This is a genomic window from Gardnerella sp. DNF01195 (assembly GCF_049244175.1).
Lineage (GTDB): Bacteria > Actinomycetota > Actinomycetes > Actinomycetales > Bifidobacteriaceae > Bifidobacterium > Bifidobacterium leopoldii.
The window spans coordinates 1,397,163-1,419,680 of the sequence record NZ_CP058383.1 but is presented as its reverse complement, the minus strand read 5'-3'; the positions used below and the strand labels follow the sequence as shown (position 1 = coordinate 1,419,680).

Here is a 22,518-nt window from a genome sequence, read left to right as displayed (position 1 = left end):
GTTTCAATAGGCGCATGAGTATGAATATGAGTGTAAACAATAAATCAATTGGCGTTAAGCAGATTGATAAGAATTATAACAATGGCGAAGCTGTAGGCGCATTTAGAGATGTTAAACGTTATGTTTATCCTCCTCAAGTTGCAGATAAATCTATATACGAATCTGCGTCTAATGGTATAAAAATTGCGCCATGTATAGCTGACGATCATACTGTTATGACTCTTTTGCCTAAGAGTTCTCAAGATGTGGAGAGTTTTCAAAATACTGAACGCTCGCAAGATATTTCTATTAAGCATAAATCTCGTATGTTTAATAATGCTGAAGAAGATAATCTTATTGCGCGTGATTCTTTAGATCCATTGCCTAAAAATATTTTGGTTGGAATGTCTGCTGCAGATGGCATTGGGCTAAGCACTTCTCTATCTATTCTTTCTCGCTATATAAGTGAACAAGGCCATAGTGTTGCTCTTGTAGATGCTGATTTGACTCATGGCGGTTTAGACGTTCTGCTTGGTTTGGAATCAGATGAAGGTCGCAGGTTGCAAGAAGTTGATGCTCCCTTAGGTAGATGCGATGGCTATGTGTTGCGCAATGAGCTATTGCATTGGGATAATGTGGATGTTTTAGCATTTTCTCCATGGCATGGTAAATATCCTGAACCTTGGGTTTTGGAGGCTGCTATTAGAGGTCTAGCTGATGCTGTTGATGTAGTTATTGTAGATATAGGTTCTGGCGAGACTGCTATGAAGTCTTACCGTAATATTCCGCAATTTATTGACAGTGCGACTCTTGCTGCGGTTGAGCTATCTGTGCTTGATTTAGCAAGGTTTAGAGCGTTGCTACAAAAATTAGATACTTTGTGTGATTCTGGCGTAAAGTTCAACAAATTTGCTGTTGTGGGATTGCCTCCTCGCGGTTTAATGCAAAAATCTTATGTTTTAAGTATCGATGAAGCTTCTGAATATCTATCAACTACATTTCTTGGTTCATTGCAACATGATGCTCGCATGTACACCGACATTATAGGGGGCTACGGTATTCGAAATGTGCCATCTTCAATGAAGGAAACCATGAAACGCATAAATAATTGGCTTATTGGAGATGTTATATCAAATACAAAAAATGTTGTAACTAAATATCGTCGTTCGCAATATCGTCGTTCGAAATATTCAAGAGGTAAATATGATCGTAAATAATATTCGTGATATCGATTTTGGGATTTTGCAGGGATTTGCCAATGACGTAAGAGTCACAGACATGGTTGTAAGCGAGTCTGGTCGTGTGTGGGTAGATTGTGGGCAAGGTCTTAAGGAACGCGCAACTCGAGTTCCACTTAACAACCCTGCTTTGTTAAGAGAATATGCTGTATGGCTCTGTGCACAATTAGGCAAAAGACTGGATGATGCGTGTCCTATTGCTGATGCTTCAAGTACTTCTGGCATTCGCATACATGCTGTTTTAGCGCCACTTGTATCTCAAGGAGCAGCATTGTCAATTCGTTTTCCTTCAATTAATCGTTATGATCTTGTTTCTTTGAGTGATCAAGGCATGTTTCCAAAAGAATTGTCTTGTATTCTAAGCGTTCTAGTTAAAAAGCGAGCAAATATAATGATCACTGGAAGTACTGGATCTGGGAAAACCACACTTATGAAGGCTTTGTTGGCTGCTGCTGATTGCGAAGATCGTATTGTATCTGTTGAAGAAATTAGAGAGCTTGGCGAGTTGACACAAAATCATGTTTCGTTAAGTGCGCGAGAAGCTAATGTAGAAGGTGTAGGAGAAATTGGCTTATCTCAATTAGTAAAAGCAACATTAAGAATGCGTCCGGATCGCATTATTCTTGGTGAATGTCGTGGGGAAGAAATTGCTGATTTGTTGAGAGTATTTACTTCTGGTCATAAGGGTGGAATGACAACTCTTCATGCAGATGAAATAGAGAAAGTTCCCGCTCGTCTTATGGCATTAGGGTTATTGGCTGGGTTGGAGCCTGCAGCTTTATGTGCTTTAGCTGCTGGAGCATTCGATGTTGTTATTCATGTAGAGAGATCCTCTAACGGGTGTCGAATGATCAAAGAACTCGGTATTTTGCAATACGTTTCTAGCGCTTCGTTGCTGTGTGGCGTTCCAGTTTTGCAATTATCTTGTGGAATTGACGGCAGTATTGTCATGAAATTTTTGCCTGCATGGGTTAAGTTTTCAAATTATTGGAATCTGCCCGAAAATATGGCCAGCATATGTGTTGACAGTTCAAATAATTAGTAGTCGATTGTGTTGCTTGGAGCATAAAAATGGATATTGAAGAAGTTCTTGCTGGAATGATTGCTGCATTACGTTCTGGTTCTACTTTTGCAATGATTGTTCACAGTGACTCTAAGTCTCAACAATGTATTTGCAGTAGTGCAGTTAATACAAAAATTATTTATAAATGGCTTTATGAACGTTGTTTTCCAAAGAAGCGCAATATGAATAAGACTCAACGTCGTCAGCTTGAAAAACATATGCATACTGTTTCTGAAAGTCTTATGGCTTCATATGAATTGAGTAATACTCTTGGTTGCGCTATGGCAGAATGTGTGGAAGCTACGGCAGCGTCATATCATGCTCAGAAGCGTGCAGAAGATTTACGTGCTGACGTAGCTGCAATGCCAAAAGCAACAATAAAATTACTTACTGCTCTACCTATTTTGGCTCTTTTTGCTGGTGAATTACTAGGTGGGCACCCTATTTTGATGTTAATTACAACAGTAAATGGATGGATTTTATTAACAATAGGTGGAATATGTTATGGATTGGGTTTGGCGTGGGTTAGTTCTATGTTGCAAATATCTCAGCATGCAATGGATGCTGCTTCTCTGGAAGGATGATTTATGGAGTCCACAAAGCAGCTTTTGTTTATTGTTCCATTGTTTGTTGTAATTGTTTGGCAATGGGTGAGTTTGAAATTAGAGTGCGATTCATTAGATAATCGTATGCGCTTTAACAGTAAAATTATGCTATTTAAATACGAATGGCGTAATTCAAAAGTTTCATATGTAGATCCTCTTCTTGGTTTACATATGATTATTGTTTCACTTCGTAGTGGTGTTGCTATTACTAGGGCTCTTAGTGCTGTTGGGCAAGTGTTTCCTTGCGGTCAAGGCATGTGGCTTTGCTCTGTTTCCAATGCTTTACTTGCAGGAGATACGTGGCATGAAGCATGGTCTTCTACTTATACTAGACAAGATAATTTTGAATTAGAAAATAAATCAAAATTTACTAATCGTAAAAACTTAGATTCTTCAGAAATATTAGCTAGATGGTTAATGACATCTTTAAAAGAATCATGGTGTTATGGTTCATCTCCAGTTCCTGTATTGTCTGCACTTGCTCAACATTATGAGAGAAATATGGCCAATATTGCTAGACAAGAAAGTTCTAGGTTGTCTGTGCGATTGCTGCTTCCTGTTGGATTATGTTTTTTGCCATCTTTTATATGCATAGGAATTTTGCCAACAGTTATGTCACTTATGCGCTAGCTTTTTAAAAATAAATTTCTAGAAAAATAAATTAGCTTTTATCCACAATGCAATTTTTTTATTTTCATTCGCAAAACAAGTTGTAATAATATTTCTATCCGAAAATTTCGGATAGTTTGAAGTGAAAGGTACAAGATGATGGTTGGGATAATGCAAAAACTTGTTGCACGATGCTCTGTGTCTATGCTTCAAGTAAATGAACAATTAGTGAATATTGAGTCATGTTTGTGTCAAAAAAGAAAGTTGTACGCTGACGGTCTTAAAAATAAGGATTCTGGAGCTGTAACAGCTGAATATGCAGTAGTTATTATTGCTGCCACTGGTTTTGCTGCACTGCTAGTTGCTATTTTGAAATCAGATACGGTTCGCACAACGTTGACAGATTTAGTTAAAAAAGCATTGAAAATCGGCTAACGGCATGCTTTAGCGGATGAAATGAGCTTATGATGCGGAAAGTTATTGTGTGCAAAAGGTTGTTGCGCAAAATTAGTGATTATGACAGAGGGACGGTAACTGCTGAATTTTCTATTGTTTTACCTTGTGCATTAATACTGTTATTTGTATTGATTGGCATAGGTAGAGCAGTTGTATGTACTATGAATTGTCATGATGCTGCTGCGCAAGTTGCGTATTATCTTGTGACTCATAAGGACGATAAAGCTGCCGCAAGTATCGTGCAGTCGGTCGCAGGTCAAGGAGCGTCGGTGAAAATAAGTCGTAGCAATAATATGGCGAATATTGTTGTTAAATGTCCTCTTATTCCTGATCCTCTTCATATTTTGCCGCCTCTAGTGGAAAGTCATGTAAGCCAGGTTTTAGTATGAGTAGGCGCAAGAATTTTGTGAAGCATTCAATAAATTTCATTCATAAGCGATGTAAGGGCATCGACTGCGGTTCTGGCACTATGCTTGGCATTATGCTAGTGATCGCAGTCTGCTCAATACTAGTGCTTTCTGCTATTTTATGTAATGTTCTCGGAGCTAAACATCAAGCTTATGCTGTTGCAACTTCTGCTGCTTTATCCGGTGCTTCTGCGTTGCAAAGGATGGAGGATAATGCGTGTGAGGTTGTTGCGCGTACTGTTGCTTCAAGCAATGCTTTTTTGAAATCTTGCAACTCTACTAGTAATGATGTAACTGTTCGTGTTTCTGTTGGGCTGAATATTCCATTTGCTTCTAACGTGGAAGTTTCTGCTAGAGCAGGACTAGAAGATTGCAATAAGTAGTAAGTAGCAAAAACGAATATAAATATCAGCAGTCGGGTGGCGGCTGCTGATAGTCTTAACTAAGATATATCGGGGAAATAGTTAGGTCGCGGTAGGTTAGGAAACATGGCACTTGCACTGTATCGTAGATATCGTCCTGACACGTTTGATGGTGTTATTGGGCAGGATCAGGTTACCATACCTTTGTCTAGAGCATTAGACCAAGGGAAAATAACGCATGCATATTTATTTTCTGGACCACGTGGATGCGGTAAAACAAGTTCTGCGCGAATTTTAGCTCGCTGCATTAATTGCGAAAAAGGACCAACTTCGCACCCATGCGGAGAGTGCCAAAGCTGTAAAGATTTAGCTACTGGCGGTGCAGGTTCTATCGACGTTGTAGAGATTGATGCTGCAAGCCATAACGGTGTCGATGATGCTAGAGAGTTGCGTGAGCGTGCTGGTTTCGCTCCTGCTCGTGACCGTTATAAGATTTTCATTCTCGACGAAGCTCATATGGTTACACAGCAAGGTTTTAATGCTTTGCTTAAGATTGTAGAAGAGCCGCCTGAGCATGTAATGTTTATTTTTGCTACCACTGAGCCGGATAAAGTTATTGGCACTATTCGCTCGCGTACACACCATTATCCTTTCAGACTTGTGCCTCCAGAGGTAATGTCTCCATATCTTGAAGATATTTGCAAAAAGGAAGGTATTCTGCCGCAGCCGGGAGTTCTTCGCCTTGTTATGCGCGCTGGTGCGGGATCAATGCGAGATACGTTATCTGTGCTCGATCAGCTTATGGTGGGTGCTGTTGATGGTTCAATTTCTTTGGATTCTGCGGTTGCTTTATTAGGTTTTACGCCTAATTCATTGATTAGCGAATTCATTGACGATCTTATTAATCATGATGGTGCTTCGATATACGATGTAGTTCGTCGCGTTATTGTTGGAGGTTACGATACTCGTAAGTTTGTAGAAGATTTATTAGGTAGAGTTCGTGATTTGTTGCTTATGGTATCTGCAGGTCCTAAAGCGGCTTCAAGCTTACTTAATGATGTTTCTCCAGAAGATTTGGAAATATTGAATAAGCAATCTGCAAGCATGACATTGCATGATTTAGCACGTATGGCTCAAACAATTAATGATGCTTTAAGTGCAATGGCTAGTGCAATTTCTCCTCGCATGAATTTGGAAATTTTAGTTGCTCGTTTGCTTGCGGACAGCGAAACTTCAAATACTGTTGCAACTAATTTGCGCATCAATAACGTGCAACAACAAAATATTTCCACTTCTACGCAGAATATTCAAAATAAAGTATCTTCTGGTGCTCATTTCGTAGGTTCTACAAGCAATAAGAAATATGTTTCTGCAGATAGTGAGAATAATAGTACTTCAAATTCTTCACTACCTTCTGAAACTACAGCATCTCCTATTGCTAAAGCAGAAACGCAATCTGCTACAAACACAAAAGAAACGGAATCTAAAAAAGTGTTTTTGAACGATGCGCATAATGCTAATTCAAAGAATGATTCCATGGATACTGATGCAATGTGGGATAAAGTAGTTTCAAAATTGCCTGATGACGTACGTGAGTATGTAACTCGTGAGTATGTTCCTACAGTGCAACTTACTTCAGCACAATCAGGTCGACAGCGTCTTATTTTGACTTTTAATGAGCCTATGAGTCAACATGCGTTTGCGCTCGCAGTATGCACTACTTCTCCATATGATGGACAAAAAGTGCCAAAAGTAGTAATGAATGAAGTGCATGAGATATTTGGCACGCAAGTAATGATTGCTCCTGCACCAGTTGCTGCTAATGGTGAACAAGTAGAATCTGTTGCTCGAATGGATCCGCAGAAGCTTGCAAAAGTTAAGCGCGATATTTTATTGCGTAAAACAGGTATATCTGCTGGTTTTAGTAATAAAACTGATTCTGATAGCAGCGGAATAAATAAAAATCCTACTAAAAAAGAATCTTCGGGTTTTAGTGGCGCTGATGGCTCCGCAGCATCAGTAGCTTCTGAAAATACTGCGGATGAGTTAAGTGATGTTGCGAATGCGGATGATGATGTTTGGGCAGACATGTCGTCTATGCCTATGTCGGATGTGATTGCAATGCCAGAAAACTCTTCTTCTGAAGAGTCTTCTTCTAAAGGCTCTTCTATTGAAGATGAGCCTATGAATCATGATGACGAGATTACAATACAGAAGAGTTCGCATTCTCATAACCAAGATGAAGCTATTTCTGGTGTCTTGGATCAAGATAAACTACAGTCTCAAGTTCAGAATGCAACTAATACTTCAGAATTGTCTGCTGAATCAATTCAGACTACTGTTTCTCCTACGAATGGAGCTACTGCTGACGAATGTTCAATGGACGATGCTTCATTAGAATCAGCAACATCTGTAAGCACTGATGAGCTTAAACAAATTTTTGAAGTTAAATCTGTTGAAGAATTTGCTTCCACTGATCCTAAAAATCCTAAAAATGCGATTATGAGCGTTAAGAAAAAGCAAGAGGAGTAGTTTACAGTGCATAATTCATCGTCATATGATGGAGCAATTGGTCGCTTAATTGAAGCATTTTCAAAGCTTCCAGGGATTGGACCTAAAGGCGCTCAGCGTATTGCGTTTTACTTACTTTCTTCCTCGGATAAAGATGTTCAAGAGCTAATAGACGCAATTAATAACATGAAAGAAAGTGTGCGTTTTTGTGATGTATGCGGAAACGTATGTGAGCAGAGTCCTTGCATAGTATGCGCAGATCCTCGGCGTGATCATAGCAAAATTTGCGTAGTTGAAGAACCTAAAGACATTATGAGTATTGAGCGAACTCATGAGTATTCAGGTGTTTATCATGTTCTTGGTGGTGCAATTAACCCAATGGCAAATGTTGGACCTGGGGACTTAGCAATTACGCAATTACTTGAACGTCTTAAAGATGCAAAAGTTCAAGAAATTATTCTTGCGCTTGATCCTGATATAGAAGGTGAAGCGACTGTTACGTATTTGGCTCGATTGCTCGATCCTCTAGGAATTAAAGTTACTCGCTTGGCAAGTGGATTGCCTGTTGGTGGAGATTTAGAGTATGCGGATGAGATCACTTTAGGTCGTGCATTTTCTGGCCGTCAATCTGTGTAATTTTGAATATTGTTTTTATGTGCACAAATCATTATCAATAAATAGGGCATAGTTGGTAGTCTGATATCGAAGCCATTATTCGGCATATCCTGTGCGTTTATCAATATTGACATGAGCAAGGGGTAAAAATTGGCGCTTATCGTACAGAAATACGGTGGTTCTTCTGTAGCGGATACGGATTCCATACAACGTGTTGCCAAACGCATTCTTTCTACAAAAGCAGAAGGCAATGATGTTGCTGTTGTAGTTTCAGCGATGGGAGATACAACTGACGATTTAATTGATCAAGCAATGAGTGTAAATACTAATCCTCCTGCTCGCGAAATGGATATGCTTATGACAGCAGGCGAACGAATTTCTATGAGTTTGCTTGCAATGGCTATTCATGCTCAAGGATCTCATGCTTATTCTTTTACTGGTTCTCAAGCTGGATTTATGACAGATACTCAGTTCGGAGCTGCGCATATTCGTGCGGTTAAGCCTGATCGTGTCAGAAGAGCTCTTAGCAAAGGCAGTGTTGCAATTGTTGCCGGGTTCCAAGGAATTAACGAAGTTGGAGATGACACGACTCTCGGTAGAGGTGGTTCGGATACTTCAGCTGTAGCTCTTGCGGTTGCTTTAGGTGCTGATATATGTGAGATTTACACGGATGTAGATGGAGTATTTACTGCAGACCCACGTATTGTGCCAACTGCAAAACGTATTCCTGTAATCGATTATGATTCGATGCTTGAAATGTCATCTTGCGGTTCGCGCGTACTTGCGTTGCGTTGTGTTGAGTACGCTCAGCGTTTTGGTATGCCTCTTCATGTTAGAAGTTCATTCTCACATAGGAACGGAACGCTTATAGTTCCAAATAATATTAATCCGAACGATTTGCCTAATCTGAGTTAGAAAATACGAAACTAAATATTAATAGATAATGTCAAATAATCTTCGAGCTTAAAGGCGGTAACAATGGTAAACCACGATATTCTTTCGACTATGGGCGATTTATTTCCTGATTTAGGTCCGGAAACTCCTGTTATTTCTGGCGTTGCTCATGATCGCAGTGAGGCAATGATTACGGTTCGCGGTATTCCAGATATTCCTGGTATGGCTGCGAAAGTATTTACAACTCTTGCAAAAGCAAATGTAAATATTGACATGATTGCGCAAGCAAGTGCTTCTACTGGTACAGCAGATATTTCTATTACTGCTCCAGGAGCGTCAATGGAAGCAGTCCGTAAAGTTCTAGAAGAAGCGCATGATGAATTGAAATTTACTTCTATGGATGTCGTTCCAGTAGTAGGAAAAGTAGCTGTTGTTGGCGTTGGTATGAAAACACATTCAGGTCTAGCTGCTACCTTCTTCACTGCGCTAAGTGAACATGGTATAAATACTTTGATGATTTCTACTTCGGAAATTCGTATTGCTGCCATGGTTCCTGTTGAACAAATTGATGAAGCTGTTCGTGCTTTGCATACTGCTTACGGTTTGGACGCAAGCCAAGTTGAAGCAGTGGTGTACGGTGGAAGCGGGCGCTGAAGCAATTTAAATTATTAAATTATTAAATTATTAAATTAACTAAATTGTAGAATTGTAAAAACTGTAGAAATTATACGTACTTACTTTTAGGGGAGTCTCGATGACAATTATCAACGAAAAAGGCGTGAACGTGGCAGTGCTCGGCGCAACTGGCCAAGTTGGTATGGTAATGCGTCGAGTGCTTGACGAGCGCGATTTTCCAATAAAAGATTTACGTTTTATGGCTTCCGCTCATTCTGCTGGCACAGTTTTGCAATATCGTGGCAAAGACGTAGTCGTAGAAGATGTAGAAAAAGCAGATTTGCACGGAATTGACATAGCTATTTTTTCTGCAGGCGGCGGAACTTCAAAAATTTGGGCTCCGAAATTCGCTGAAGCTGGCGCAATTGTAGTAGATAATTCTTCGCAATGGCGTATGCATAACGATGTGCCTTTGGTAGTTGCGGAAGTAAACCCTGAAGATTTAGATACTATTCCAAGAGGAATAGTAGCAAATCCAAATTGCACAACTATGGCTTGCATGCCTGTATTAAAGCCGCTTGCTGATGCTTTTGGATTAAAACGTTTAATAGTTTCGTCTTATCAAGCTGTTTCTGGCGCCGGTCGAGCAGGTGCTTTGCAACTCATGAATGAGGCTCAAGCTGCATTAAACCAAGGAGCAGATAAACTCGTTTTCGACGGTAGTGCAATAGATTTCCCTGAACCTACAAAAGTTGCTCGTACTATTGCTTTTAATGTAGTGCCTTTTATTGGTTCAATAGTTGATGACGGTTCTGAAGAAACTGACGAAGAACAAAAATTGCGCAATGAAAGCCGTAAGATTTTGCATTTGCCAAATCTTGCAGCCTCATGTACTTGTGTGCGCGTAGGTGTTTTCACTGGTCACGGCATGAGTGTAAACGCTGAGTTTGAGCATGATGTAACTCCAGACATGGCTCGCGAAGTATTAAGCAAGGCTGAAGGAGTTGAGCTTAACGATATTCCTACTCCTCAGCTAGCGGCAGGAAAGTCTGCAAGTTATGTTGGTAGAATTAGGCAAGACCAAGCGATCGATGGAAATAAGGGATTGGCACTTTTCATCACTAACGATAATTTGCGAAAAGGTGCTGCACTAAATGCTGTGCAATTGGCTGAAATTATTGCTAAAAAGCGTAATTTCCTAAACTAATTATGGTTATATTGCGCTCGCGATTATGTAAGATTTTGCGTAAACTGGAATTATGTCAATAGCATCTGAAGAAATACAGCAGCAACTCGATCGTATAGTGGCACTTGGGTATCCAGATGTGGCTGATATGAGTGCCGATGCTTTTCGTAAGTTGGCAAATCCTATATTGTGTGCGCTTGAAAATAGTAGTTTAGGTGCGAATATTTTATTGGTTCCTACGCGTGAATTAGTTTCGCCTGAATCGTTGATTTCTCGTACGAGTATTAATCGCATGGCTGGATTCACCACTATGCCTCCGCGAGATATCATAAGTTTTCTTCCCAAAGACGGGTATGAGTTTCCTAAAGGCCCGTTCTATATAGTCGTCGATCCACATACTGGCTCATCGTATTTGAATCGAGAGCCTGATGTCGCTCGTAAGCTTATTGATTCTGATGAACGTTTGCCTCTTACTCTTGAGGAAGGGCTTGCTATTGCAACACAGCATCCAGATTGGCTTGAAAGCAAGAATGGATTTAATTTGCTTGGTTCGCAAAGCGCAGATGGGCGTGTGCCAAGTATATGGATGAGTCAGTGTGCTCCGCGTTTAGGTGCTGTTTGGCCAAATTCTCGTCATACTTGGCTTGGTAATGCATATTGCATGGAAAGATGTGGAGTGTCGTCGCTGAAGTAAGTTAGCGAATTTTGCGCTCATTTAGTAAAATAGTACGAAATATAACGGTAGATAATACAAATAAAGAGAAGTTGAATTTTTATAGTTTCTCATATTGTGAAGGTGCATTGTGGCATATATAACTTTTGATCATGTAGTGAAAGAATACCCATCAGGTTCTGGTGCTGTGCGAGCTTTAGATGATGCCAGTTTTACTGCACAAAGCGGTGAGCTTACAGTAATCTTAGGTGCATCTGGCGCTGGAAAAACTACAGCATTAAATATTTTGGGCGGTATGGATACTGCGACAAGCGGTCGTGTTGTTGTTGGCGATTGCGATGTTACTAAGCTAAAAGGTCGTAATTTGGTTCGCTACCGCAGAGAAGACATTGGTTTTGTTTTTCAATTTTATAATTTAGTTCCAAATTTAACTGCTCTTGAAAACGTAGAGCTAGCTTCGCAAATTTGTGCAGATCATTTTGACCCTGCTCAAACGCTTATTGATGTTGGCTTGAAAGAAAGGCTTCATAATTTCCCAGCGCAACTTTCTGGCGGTGAGCAGCAACGCGTATCTATTGCGCGCGCTCTTGCTAAAAAACCTAAACTATTGCTATGTGACGAGCCTACTGGTGCTTTGGATTATGAAACAGGTAAGGCAGTATTGCAATTATTGCAAGATATTTGCCGAACTGAAGGCATGACAGTGCTGATTATTACTCATAATGCTGCCATTGCTCCGATGGCTCACAAAGTTGTTCGTTTCCGTTCTGGGAAAGTTGTAGACGAAACTGTGCAAGAACATCCTATGGCTATAGCCGATATTGAGTGGTGATTAGGTGGTTGTTATGCGGAAAGTAGCAGCAGTTTCAAAGCAATCTGATAATAAAAATGCCAATAATGGTGGTGAAGTTAAGCGCATGCATTCGTTGCTGCCAATAGTATTTATTAGCGCAATTAGAATGTGGGTTCGCGAATGGCGCCGCTTTTGCGTTCTTGCGGTTATTGCAATGCTTGGCGTTGCTGTTATGACTGGTATTTATGCAGGATGCAACGACATGTTTCTCGCTACTAACGATATGTATGCGAAATTGCATGCTTATGATTTGCAAATCGTATCTACTCTTGGTTTAACTAAAGACGATGTTGCAGCATTACGCGCGTTGCCAAGTGTGAGTGAAGTTGAAGCAGAGCGTTCTTGGAAAGCAACAGCGCACGCAACAGATGATGCAAAGTCTTCATACGCAATGAATTTCGTGCATTATGTAGAATCACAAAAAAATCTTAATCGCTTGCATTTGCTTAAGGGCAACATGCCTAAAAATAATAGTGAAGCTGTTGTAACTCAGCGATTTTTACACGATAGTGGATTGAGCATTGGCAATGTGATAGTAGTCAACGTGCAGCAAAATGCGGGCGTTGGAAGTCTTGGTTCTTCTAATTCAAAGTCTAAAACTTATCGTTTGCGCATAACTGGTAGCGTGCTAGATAGCAACGATTTAAACAATCCTGATGGCTATCAATCTAAAGCATTTCGTAACTCTGTGACGTCTAGATACCCAATATTTACTTCTGCTGCTCCTGATAACGTGACTAGCTTGCCGTATACAGCAATGTCGGTGCGTTTGAATGATGCTCAACGTGTCAATGTTTTTTCTAAAGATTATCGTGGCATTGTTGACGATGCATCTGAACAGATTCAGGAACTCGTGCAATCTAAACGCGAAAAAGCTCGACGTAATCAAATTATCGACAAACAAGTTAATTTAGAATTAAAAAATATTATTGCAAATGATCCTAGGCTTCAGCGCGCTCCAAATTTTGTTAAAGAGCAAGCAAAAAAGCAAATTTGTAAACAAATTAAGTCAGAGATTCAAAAACGTGTTCCTCAAGCTCAATGGCATATATCTACTCGCATAGCTAACGATAGTTATGCAAGTTTGCGTTCTGACGTTGCTTCAATACAGTCACTTGGATACGCTTTCCCAGCGGTATTTCTTGTTGTAGCAATGATGATGAGTTTAACTGCTATGGCTCGTATGGTTGAAGAAGAGCGAGGGCTTATTGGTACATACTTAAGTTTGGGATACGGTCGTTCTACTGCAGTAACAAGACATGCTTTCTTCGCGATATTTGCGTGCTTTGTTGGCGGCGGAATTGGCGATATTATGGGTTTTCTTGCAATCCCTTCACTTTTACTAAAAATCTTGCGTGGTTTATACGCTGTGCCAGACGTTAGGTTGAAGTATGACTGGCTATATGGCTCTTTGTGTGTGCTAGCATTTGTGATTCCTGTTGCAATATGCACAATCGTTGTTAGTTGGCGAGAAACAAAGCAAGTTCCTGCAGCTTTGTTAAGACCAAAAGCTCCAAAAGCTGGTTCTCGCGTTCTTCTTGAAAGGTTGCCTTGGATTTGGAAGCGAATGAGTTTCTTAAATAAGGTTACCGTTCGCAATTTGGCGCGATTTAAAGGCAGATTGTGCATGACTATTGGTGGAGTTGCTGGTTGCACAGCGCTTATTGTTTGCGGTCTTGCTTTGAACGATACTGTTGCGACCTTGGGTATTCGCCAATACGAGGGAATTTATCGATACGATATGATTTCTATCTCGGCTCCAGGATCTTTCCAAAATATGAAGAAAAGCGTTGAGCAAGACAAGTCAAACAATAAAGTAGAAACTATACTTCCGGCTTATGTGGGCTCTGGAGAAATAGCTAAAAGCCAATCAAATAAGTCGAATAGTCGTCATGTTGAGGATGCGGAAAGCGTGCAGTTGATTGTTGTAAAAGACACAAAAGCTTTGTCTCATCTTGTAAATTTGCAGGATGTGAACAATAATTTGCAAACTATTAAACTTACGGATGAAGGTCCGTTGCTTTCTCAAAGCGCTGCTGCATCTCTGGACATTACTCGTGGTAGCGAAATTAATGTGACGAATACTAGTTTTAAACGTGCGAAGGTTAAAGTTAAAGCTATTGTTCGTAATCTTATCGGTTCTAATATTTACATGACTGAACGTTGCTACGAACGCTTATTTAATGGTGAAAACAGTAAGCTTCTGAAACATAATGCGTTAATTTTGCGTTTGCGCGGTAGCGATAATAATAAAATTAAATATGCTGACAAGGTTTCTGAACGTGACGGTGTGCTTGCTGTTATGAATATTACGCGTATGAAGCATGCTTTTAGTTTTGATCTTATGAATGCTGTTGTTGCTTTAATCGTAACTTTGGCTGCTGGCTTAGCTTTAGCTGTGCTTTTTACTCTTGCAAGTACTAATATTTCGGAACGTACTCGCGAAATGGCTACGCTGAAAGTTCTTGGTTTTTATCGTAGAGAAGTTCATTCCTATGTGCATAAAGAAATGCTTACTTTAACTGTTATCGGCATTGCAGTTGGATTGCCATTAGGAAGGCTTATTGCAGGATTGTTGACTAGCGCGCTTCGTATGCCGTCTTTGTATTTTGAAGTTGAAGTAGCTCCTTTAAGCTATTGCATTGCTGGCGTTGCAACACTAATTTTTGCGTTAATTGTGCAATGGGCTACCAACCCAGCTTTGGATCGCATAGATCCAGTAAGCTCACTTAAAAGTGTGGAATAGTTGCGCGAATTGTAGAATGCGTAATGAATAGTTAAGGGTTCCTATAAAATTAGAAATTCGTGGCTATTAAGGAACGGAGTTGTAACAATGAGTGAGACTGTGAATAGTGACATTAATGTAGGTTCTAAACAAACAGAATCTACAGAGACGCACAATAGCACATCTTCTCATAATCAATCTTCTAGCGTATCTGCGCAAGAAAATGCAAGTAGCAATACAAACCAAATGGAGCGTAGTCTTACCAAGCGTCATGTGCAATTTATTGCTATTGGCGGCACAATTGGAACAGGTTTGTTCCTTGGTTCTGGAAAATCAATTAGCTTAACAGGTCCGAGTATTGTATTCGTTTACATTATTGTGGGCTTGATTATGTTCCTGCTGATGCGTGGTATTGGTGAGCTAATGTACAAGGATCCAAACCAGCATACTTTTATTAGTTTTATTACGCGTTATCTTGGCAGAGGTTGGGGTAATTTTGCTGGATGGTCGTATTGGTTTGTGCTTGTACTTATTGGTATGAGCGAAATTACGGCAGTTAGTACGTATTGCGTCACATTCTTCCAAACTTTCGATATTGACGTAAGTCATTGGAAATGGCTTATAGAAGTAGTATTTTTAGCGGCTTTAGTGTGCATAAATTTGGTAGCTGTAAAGCTATTTGGGGAAACTGAGTTTTGGTTCTCAATGATTAAAATCACGCTAATTGTTGCTCTTATTGTTACAGCCGTAGTTATGGCTTTAGTTGGTTACCATTACTCTGCAGCTCCTTTGCATGGTGGCGTAATAAGTCCTGCTGGTCACGCTGGATTAGATAATATTTTCAACAATTTTTCGCTTATGCCAAACGGATGGCTTTCTTTCTTAATGAGCTTCCAAATGGTGTTTTATGCGTACCAGCTTATTGAGTTTGTTGGTGTGACTGTTTCGGAAACTAAGAATCCTCGTCAGGTTTTACCAAAGGCTATTAACGAGATTATTGTGCGCGTACTAGTTTTCTATGTTGGCGCTCTTATAGCGATTATGCTTATTGTGCCGTGGCAACAGTTTAAAGCTACGAATGCGGAAGGCGTATTTATGTCACCATTCATTATGGTGTTCCAATACGCAGGATTGCATTGGGCTTCTGCGCTTGTGTTCTTTGTGGTTATTACAGCTGCTTCTTCTGCGCTTAATTCTTTGCTGTATTCTGCTGGTCGCCACATGTATCAGATTGCGCTTGAGTCACCTTCGCCTCTTTTGGGTAAGTTGCGTAAGGTTTCACGCACGAAGGTTCCTGCTCGCGCGATTTTGTTCTCGTCTGCTTTGATTCTTCTTTCGCCAATTATTAATTCGATCCCTGGCATTCATGGTGCGTTTATTTTGTTTGCTTCGGCTTCTTCTGCAGTGATAATCATGATTTATATTTTGATTATGGTTACGCATCGTAAGTACCGTGAATCTGCTGATTTTATGCCAGACGGTTTCGTTATGCCGCATTATAAGCTTTTGAATTCTATTACTATAGCGTTCTTTGCTTTTGTGTATGTGACTTTGTTTATTAGTGACGATACACGAGCTTCTGCAATTGGTGGACTAGTGTGGCTCGTATTGTTCGGCGGATACTGCGCCTTACATCAGCATTGGCAGAATCGCGATTTAGCTGAAGCTTTGGGGAAGTAGGGTACTTCTTTACTTGATTTCTGTTATGCTTGCTGTGTGCGAATTATTGTTGCAGATTGCAGTGCAGAGTATACAGGTAGGTTAAATGCCACGCTTCCTTTAGCTAAGCGAGTGTTGCTTATTAAAGCAGATGGCAGCGTACTTATTTTTTCTGAGCTTGGTGCGTATAAACCTCTTAATTGGATGGTAGCTCCTTGTACTATGCGTGTTTTACGTAAAGAAGATAGCGGCGAATCCGATGCTGGCATTGTTGTAGATGGCTGTATTTTGCGTGTTGCTGCTGCTAAAAGCGATGATTTGCTTATGATTTCGCTTGAGCATGTTTATAGTGATAATACTTACGATTTGGGTGAGGATCCTGGCTTAGTTAAAGATGGTGTTGAGGATCATTTGCAACGTTACTTGGCTGAGCAGATTGAACGAATCGGCGATGGTGCCACGTTGGTGCGCCGTGAATATCCTACGGCTATCGGCCCAGTGGATATTATGGCTCAGGACGCGGATGGTGTACATGTCGCTATTGAGATTAAGCGGCATGGCGGTATCGACGGCGTTGAGCAACTTACGCGTTATTGTGAGTTGCTGAATAGAGATCCGTTACTTAAGCCGGTTAGAGGTATTTTTGCTGCGCAAACTATTAGTCCACAAGCCCGTGTTTTGGCTGAGGATCGTGGATTTACTTGCTTAATATTGGATTACGATGAAATGCGTGGAGTCGAGTCCAACGATCTTCGTCTGTTCTAAATATGTGTTCTAAATATGTAAAAACCCCTCGGGAAGGAGGGGTTTATTATTTATGAATCGCTAGTTAATTTTGTAACAGTTTGCAAAATTACAAATCTCACGAAGCATAAAGAATATCGACTACAAAGTACAGTGTGGCATTTGCAGGAATAGTTACGTTTCCGCGCGCATCCTTCTTTTCTTCTTTACCGTAGCCATCTTCTGGTGGAATTACCAAAAGAACTTGGGAACCGACTTTCTTGCCAGTTAAGCCTTTAGTCCAACCAGGGATTACTCCTCCCGCAAGTTGGAAGTCTGCAGGTATGCCACGCAGCCAAGAAGAATCAAACTGATGGAGTTTGCCGTCTTTATCGGCAGTCCAACCAGTGTAATGAGCGGAAACTGTGTCTTTTGCAGTTACTTTTTTGCCGGTTCCTTCAATCAAAGTCTGAGAAACAAGCTTTCCGTCTGGAACGTAGTTATTTTTATCTAAGGTTGGTGCTCCAGATTTATCAAGAGTTACCTTCGGCAAATTTGCGGGAATATTCGTAACAGCTTTGCCTGTTGCTCTAGTTAGAGATTTTGATCGCGAAACCATTGTAAGAACCATAATATATGAAGGATTTTTGGCTCCTCCGCTTACGCCCAAAGCAATAGTCGTATTAATTTTTTTGCCCTTAATTAAAGCGTAATATGGTCGGCTTGTAGAGTTTTTATTAATGGAAATTGAGCAATCAACTTTGCCTTCTTTCCAAGTATTCATAAGCTCTTTGCCGGTTTTGGAGTCGAACACAATGCCCTGAGAGCATACGCGATCGCCTTCTTTAATTGTTTCTCCGTTGCCTCGTTGCAAAACGGCATAAGTATTTTGCTTTACTTTTACAGGCGTTTTTAGCGTTATTTTAGGCTTTTTGCCCAGCTCTCCCGATGCGCTTACGCCTTCCAGCAACTGCATTCCAGCTTTTTGAGCGTTTTCATCAGTTAAATTGTTATTGTCAGAATTTTCTCCGCATGAAGCAAGCACTACGCACATTGCTACTGCGCTAATAGTTGCGAAAGCGCGAAGTAAAAGAGATTTTTGTCCTAATGTTTTGATTTTTTTCATAGCCTCACATTACCGCTTGACGCTGATTTTTACATCAAAACATGCAAGTAATATTAAAAGACTGTAGAATGGTATCGTTATGACAAATATAGAAGATGCTTCTGATACAGAAGGACGACCAATGCGACGACCAATGCGACGGCTCACTTTGCGCAGTAAAATCATGCGCGGCGTTGTAGCTCCATTTTTTGCTTTGCTTGCAGTATTAAGTGTTGTTCTTGGTGTTGCCAACTCAACATTTTGGAAGCCTAGTAATGTGGTTATTGCGTACGCTAAAGTATCTGGAACTCGTTATATTGTCACTGATCCTGGTGTTTTGAATCTTGTAGATAACAGGGTTCGTATTAGTGTCGCTGCTTTGCATACGCGTAAGCCTATTTGTGTTGCTGTAGGTTTAACGAAAGACGTAAGAGGCTGGGTGGCAGGTTCTCCAGTACAAAGAATTACTGGTTTGCGTGATTGGAATAATCTTTCAGTTTCTGAAGTGTCTGGTAGAACCTCTGTGCAAGCGGGTGACTCTGTGGACATTAAGGATCCTGACGTAAAATTCCAAGAATCTAATTTATGGCCTATAGTTACATGCCAGCTTGGTTTAGCTAAATTGGCAATAAATACTGCAGATTATGTTCAATCTTCTGGTTCTGCGTCATACGATCATGCTGTTGCAAACGGCACAATGTCTAAATCAGGCACTCGCTCTAGTAAGTCAAATAGCTCTGATACTGCTTCTTCTGCACTGCGTTCGCAGGCTGCTAGACGTGTTTTGCTAATTGATTTGGGGGATAATGTACCGGAAGCTTCCATAGAATTGCGGTGGCGTCGTAATCAAATTCCAGATTTTGCAACGCCTTTATATTTTGTAGGAGCACTTTTTGCAGTATTAGCTATACTTTCTGCAACTATTTTTGCAATGGCTCCGCATCGTCGTCGTAATAAGCAATTAATAGCTAGCCGTTCAGGAGCGTTGGCAGTAAAGTCTGCACAGCGTGACGAAGTCACCTTTGCTGAGGCGATTTCTGGAACCATGTCTGGTATTTTTGGTCACAAACGACACAAGAAGGATTCTGGAAGTCACGCAAGGCATGGGGATCATGCGCGTCGTCGCAAAGATTCAATGCAAAGCGGCGACTCAAATGGTATGCAAACTCGAATTGCGTCTGCTTCTACAGCGGTTGCATCTACTGATTCTTTGGCTGAAACTACTGTTATTGCACAAGATGAAATGCTTGCGTTTGCCGCGCGCTTTATGCAGCAACATGACGATAATTCTTATTTAGATGACTTAGGCAATGTTGATGATGAATTTAATGATTTGCACAATCAGGATGCTGCGGCAAACGGGGAAGATTTAGCAAATGCGGAAGATATAGGAAATGCGAAATATTCTGGAAATTCAGCAGAATCAGCAAATTCAGAAAATAAGCAATATAAGCGGAATTCTCAGAATATTAAGACTCCGCGAAATAAGAAAAAATCTTACGCAAGCGCGTCGGATGGCAATAGTCTGAACGATCATAAGGATAAGCATCAGCAGCAAAATAAGTATGCACAGCAGAATAACAAGAGGCGTAACCGTCAGAACGATAGAAACAATGCTAATAATTCTGAAAAGTTTGCAAAGAAACGTTTAGAAACGGTCAAGCCTTCAGATAGTAATAGCAAGATTTCACATGAATCTAGTAAGAAAAAGCTTAATGATCACGAAAACTATCGCAACTCAGAATCAAACAAACGTCAAAATTCGTCTAAAAATAGCAACGATAAGCAGTCTCGCATAAAACGAAATGGGTTTAGAGGAGACGGCAGTAACGGTCGCTACAGAAAAAATGGGAAAGGCTACCGCGGTAATTCTTCAAGTGAGCGAGGAAATGAATAAAATGCGTAATACTAATGTCGATATTCACCGCGTAAACAGTAAAAATAGAGGCGTATTGCGCAACAACATAGTCACATTAATAGCATGTGTTGTATCAACGGTTATGGTAACCGGATTATCTGCTTGCGATGGGCAGGTGCCGAAACCTGCTGAAGCGCGTAGTAATCAAGAGTTGCCTAATGTGACTATGCTGCAAGAAAAAGATATCCGCTTGGGGTTGCTTCGCACTCTAGAAAAGGCAAACGACGAAAAAGATGTGGATTCATTATCTCAAGCAGTTTCTGGACCTGCTCTCGATATTCGTACGAGCGAGCTCACTATTGCAAACAAAACTGGAAACTTGGATCCTAAGACCACTATTCCGCGTGAAGCCGCGCAAACTATTGTGCCAACTAATTCTGGTTGGCCAAGAGATTTAATGACTATTACAACTACTACTAAAGATCAACAGTCAAAACGTTTGCTGGTTTTACGTCAACAGAGAGCGCGTTCGAATTATAAACTTTGGGCTGTTGCGCGCTTATTCCCTGGAGTGCATCTTCCTAAATTTGCTGTGCCAAGTATTGGTTCTTCAATGGGTAAATCTAATGATACTGGTTTGGTGATGACTCCAGATGAAGCGGTAGCTGCGTATGCAGACGTTTTACAAAATGGTGAAAACAGCAAGTACGCGAAGCATTTTGCTGACGATTATTTGCGTAAAAAGTTAGTTGAACTTTCTAAAGCAGTGCAAGCTGGAATGGAGCGAAATAAAGGCTCTCAAGAACAAATCTTTACACCAAATCTCAAACAAATAAGCATTATGCGTTCAAGCGATGGAAGCGATTTGGTTGTTGCGCGCATAGATTCTGTGTGGACTCGTAAAGCTGGTGAAGGGCGTGAATCTCGTCCTGCTTCTGATGAAGAAAAAGCATTATTTGGCGATGGTAAAGCAAAAGGTACTATGCGAGTAACTTACGTAAATGTTATTGCTCTAGTAGTTCCTCCAGCTAGTTCTCATATGAAGATTATTCCTGTTGGTGCTGAGCGTCAGCCTATTAAGGTAGAAGCTTTATAAATTTTGTAAGTACAATTTAGTGTGCTTGGAAAAGAGGAAAAATGGTGAGTAGTAAAGCGCAAGGCATGAATCCTGGCGGATTTTCGCTTGCTGGGGCTGTAGATTTAGAAGGCGTAAAGCGTCGCGTAGAAGCTCAAGCTAAGCAAGCTGCTAAAGCTGCATCGGGCTCTACTGGTTCTTCTGCTCCAAAAGCTGGCGGCTATGTAATCGATGTTAATGAGCAGTCTTTTCAGGCGATGGTGCAAACGTCTGTAAGTTTCCCAATTGTTATTTTGCTTTGGCAAGCTAATGACGAGGCCTATTATGATGTGGCACAGAAATTAGCGGATGCTGTTAACGCGCTTGACGGTCGTATGCAGTTAGCTCGTATCGACTCTGATGAAAGCCCAAGTATTGCTCAAGCATTGCAAGCGCAGCAGCTTCCTGCAATTTACGGTTTAATTGGCGGACGTCCTATGCCTATTGCGCAAGGTTTACCTAGCGACGAGGAATTACAGCAGATTTGTGGCACTATTTTGCCGCAATTGGTTCAGGTTGCTGAACGCTCTGGTGTTGCTGGAACTGCTCCTTTTGTGGAATCCTCGGTTGAGAAAAAGTCTGAAATGTCTAAAGACTCAGATCAAGATAGTTCCGGGAATAACTCTGTTGAGAATGTTCCGCCTGCTCATGAGCAAGCTCATTCGCTTGCTATGAAGGGTGATTATGAAGGTGCTGCACGCGAGTATGCAAAAGTAATGGAAGCAGATCCTCATGATGTGCTTGCATCGCGTGAACATGCAAAAGCTTTGTTGCTTTCGCGTAATACTAATACTGATGTTGCTGCGGTTAGAAAGGCTGCTGGCGATAATAAGGATGATTTAGATTCGCAGCTTGCAGTAGCAGATGTAGATATGATTGACGGTCATATTGATGACGCTTTTGGGCGACTGCTTGACTTCCTTGCATCTGGTCATAAGAGTGATGCGGATGCTATTCGTTCTCGTATGCTTGAGTATTTTGCCATACTTCCTGCAGATGATGAGCGTCTTGCGCGCGCTCGTCGCCGTCTTGCAATTCTTCTTTATTGATTATTGCGCGATGACGCTTTTGGGCGACTTATGTAGTATTAAACAAAAAAGCCAAGAACCACAACAATCGTGAGAAATTTGTGTGATTCTTGGCTTTAGTAGCGGGGCATGGATTTGAACCATGGACCTCTGGGTTATGAGCCCAGCGAGCTACCGAGCTGCTCCACCCCGCGTCGGCTACTTTTAGCAGCTCTATCTACGATAGGTGCAAATTTAGAT

General features: G+C 40.9%; 21 protein-coding genes and 1 tRNA gene. 20 read left to right on the top strand and 2 right to left on the bottom strand.

Going from position 1 to position 22,518, the window contains the following annotated elements; all coding sequences use genetic code 11:
• Nucleotides 1-20 precede the first annotated feature (20 nt).
• The 17 genes from HXT43_RS05570 to nucS all read left to right on the top strand — a co-directional run bounded on the left by HXT43_RS05570 (nucleotide 21) and on the right by nucS (nucleotide 17,215).
• A complete protein-coding gene (locus HXT43_RS05570; RefSeq protein WP_421780964.1) occupies nucleotides 21-1,196 on the top strand; it encodes an ATPase in 1,176 nt (391 codons plus the stop codon).
• Entirely contained in the window at nucleotides 1,183-2,259 is a 1,077-nt protein-coding gene (locus HXT43_RS05565; protein ID WP_004574192.1) for a CpaF family protein, read from the top strand. Before HXT43_RS05570 ends, HXT43_RS05565 begins: the two co-directional genes overlap by 14 nt.
• A 29-nt stretch (nucleotides 2,260-2,288) precedes the next feature.
• Nucleotides 2,289-2,864: a type II secretion system F family protein gene (locus HXT43_RS05560; RefSeq protein ID WP_004574191.1), complete on the top strand. Its 576-nt coding sequence runs from the start codon at nucleotides 2,289-2,291 to the stop codon at nucleotides 2,862-2,864.
• 3 nt (nucleotides 2,865-2,867) lie between these two features.
• On the top strand, nucleotides 2,868-3,515 hold the full coding sequence (locus HXT43_RS05555; RefSeq protein ID WP_004574190.1) for a type II secretion system F family protein: 648 nt from the start codon (nucleotides 2,868-2,870) through the stop codon (nucleotides 3,513-3,515).
• A gap of 138 nt (nucleotides 3,516-3,653) precedes the next feature.
• Nucleotides 3,654-3,929: a DUF4244 domain-containing protein gene (locus tag HXT43_RS05550; RefSeq protein WP_004574189.1), complete on the top strand. Its 276-nt coding sequence runs from the start codon at nucleotides 3,654-3,656 to the stop codon at nucleotides 3,927-3,929.
• A 29-nt stretch (nucleotides 3,930-3,958) separates the two neighbouring features.
• Nucleotides 3,959-4,339 (top strand): TadE/TadG family type IV pilus assembly protein, encoded by a 381-nt coding sequence (locus tag HXT43_RS05545; RefSeq protein WP_032835337.1) that lies wholly within the window; start codon nucleotides 3,959-3,961, stop codon nucleotides 4,337-4,339.
• Nucleotides 4,336-4,740 (top strand): Rv3654c family TadE-like protein, encoded by a 405-nt coding sequence (locus HXT43_RS05540; protein ID WP_004574187.1) that lies wholly within the window; start codon nucleotides 4,336-4,338, stop codon nucleotides 4,738-4,740. Before HXT43_RS05545 ends, HXT43_RS05540 begins: the two co-directional genes overlap by 4 nt.
• A 105-nt stretch (nucleotides 4,741-4,845) precedes the next feature.
• Complete coding sequence (locus HXT43_RS05535) at nucleotides 4,846-7,251, top strand: DNA polymerase III subunit gamma and tau (RefSeq protein WP_004574186.1); 2,406 nt, start codon at nucleotides 4,846-4,848, stop codon at nucleotides 7,249-7,251.
• A gap of 6 nt (nucleotides 7,252-7,257) precedes the next feature.
• Entirely contained in the window at nucleotides 7,258-7,866 is a 609-nt protein-coding gene (gene recR / locus HXT43_RS05530; protein ID WP_004105782.1) for a recombination mediator RecR, read from the top strand.
• 129 nt (nucleotides 7,867-7,995) lie between these two features.
• Complete coding sequence (locus tag HXT43_RS05525; RefSeq protein WP_112928851.1) at nucleotides 7,996-8,760, top strand: aspartate kinase; 765 nt, start codon at nucleotides 7,996-7,998, stop codon at nucleotides 8,758-8,760.
• Nucleotides 8,761-8,823: 63 nt separating this feature from the next.
• Entirely contained in the window at nucleotides 8,824-9,393 is a 570-nt protein-coding gene (locus HXT43_RS05520) for an ACT domain-containing protein (RefSeq protein WP_004105778.1), read from the top strand.
• 100 nt (nucleotides 9,394-9,493) lie between these two features.
• On the top strand, nucleotides 9,494-10,561 hold the full coding sequence (locus HXT43_RS05515) for an aspartate-semialdehyde dehydrogenase (protein WP_112928852.1): 1,068 nt from the start codon (nucleotides 9,494-9,496) through the stop codon (nucleotides 10,559-10,561).
• A gap of 52 nt (nucleotides 10,562-10,613) precedes the next feature.
• Nucleotides 10,614-11,234, top strand: a complete 621-nt coding sequence (locus tag HXT43_RS05510) for a DUF5701 family protein (protein ID WP_004105772.1) — start codon at nucleotides 10,614-10,616, stop codon at nucleotides 11,232-11,234.
• 109 nt (nucleotides 11,235-11,343) lie between these two features.
• A complete protein-coding gene (locus HXT43_RS05505) occupies nucleotides 11,344-12,045 on the top strand; it encodes an ABC transporter ATP-binding protein (protein WP_004105770.1) in 702 nt (233 codons plus the stop codon).
• Nucleotides 12,046-12,130: 85 nt separating this feature from the next.
• Nucleotides 12,131-14,812 (top strand): ABC transporter permease, encoded by a 2,682-nt coding sequence (locus HXT43_RS05500; protein ID WP_241760345.1) that lies wholly within the window; start codon nucleotides 12,131-12,133, stop codon nucleotides 14,810-14,812.
• A gap of 225 nt (nucleotides 14,813-15,037) precedes the next feature.
• Nucleotides 15,038-16,471 (top strand): amino acid permease, encoded by a 1,434-nt coding sequence (locus tag HXT43_RS05495; protein WP_100066591.1) that lies wholly within the window; start codon nucleotides 15,038-15,040, stop codon nucleotides 16,469-16,471.
• A 36-nt stretch (nucleotides 16,472-16,507) separates the two neighbouring features.
• Nucleotides 16,508-17,215 carry an endonuclease NucS gene (gene nucS / locus HXT43_RS05490; RefSeq protein ID WP_004105764.1) on the top strand — a complete coding sequence of 236 codons (708 nt, stop codon included), beginning with the start codon at nucleotides 16,508-16,510 and terminating at the stop codon, nucleotides 17,213-17,215.
• Nucleotides 17,216-17,312: 97 nt separating this feature from the next.
• On the opposite strand, the gene HXT43_RS05485 is transcribed toward nucS, so the two are convergent.
• Nucleotides 17,313-18,299 carry an FKBP-type peptidyl-prolyl cis-trans isomerase gene (locus HXT43_RS05485; protein ID WP_064340281.1) on the bottom strand — a complete coding sequence of 329 codons (987 nt, stop codon included), beginning with the start codon at nucleotides 18,297-18,299 and terminating at the stop codon, nucleotides 17,313-17,315.
• 79 nt (nucleotides 18,300-18,378) lie between these two features.
• Here HXT43_RS05485 and HXT43_RS05480 point away from each other — a divergent pair, with 79 nt between their 5' ends.
• From HXT43_RS05480 to HXT43_RS05470, 3 genes are read left to right on the top strand one after another with little or no spacing between them, the layout of a single operon-like run.
• A complete protein-coding gene (locus HXT43_RS05480) occupies nucleotides 18,379-20,175 on the top strand; it encodes a hypothetical protein (protein WP_116971223.1) in 1,797 nt (598 codons plus the stop codon).
• Nucleotides 20,168-21,232: a hypothetical protein gene (locus HXT43_RS05475; protein ID WP_004574176.1), complete on the top strand. Its 1,065-nt coding sequence runs from the start codon at nucleotides 20,168-20,170 to the stop codon at nucleotides 21,230-21,232. Before HXT43_RS05480 ends, HXT43_RS05475 begins: the two co-directional genes overlap by 8 nt.
• 41 nt (nucleotides 21,233-21,273) lie before the next feature.
• Nucleotides 21,274-22,299, top strand: a complete 1,026-nt coding sequence (locus HXT43_RS05470; RefSeq protein ID WP_004574175.1) for a tetratricopeptide repeat protein — start codon at nucleotides 21,274-21,276, stop codon at nucleotides 22,297-22,299.
• A 99-nt stretch (nucleotides 22,300-22,398) separates the two neighbouring features.
• Here HXT43_RS05470 and HXT43_RS05465 read toward each other — a convergent pair.
• Nucleotides 22,399-22,472, bottom strand: a tRNA-Met gene (locus HXT43_RS05465).
• Nucleotides 22,473-22,518: the final 46 nt, after the last annotated feature.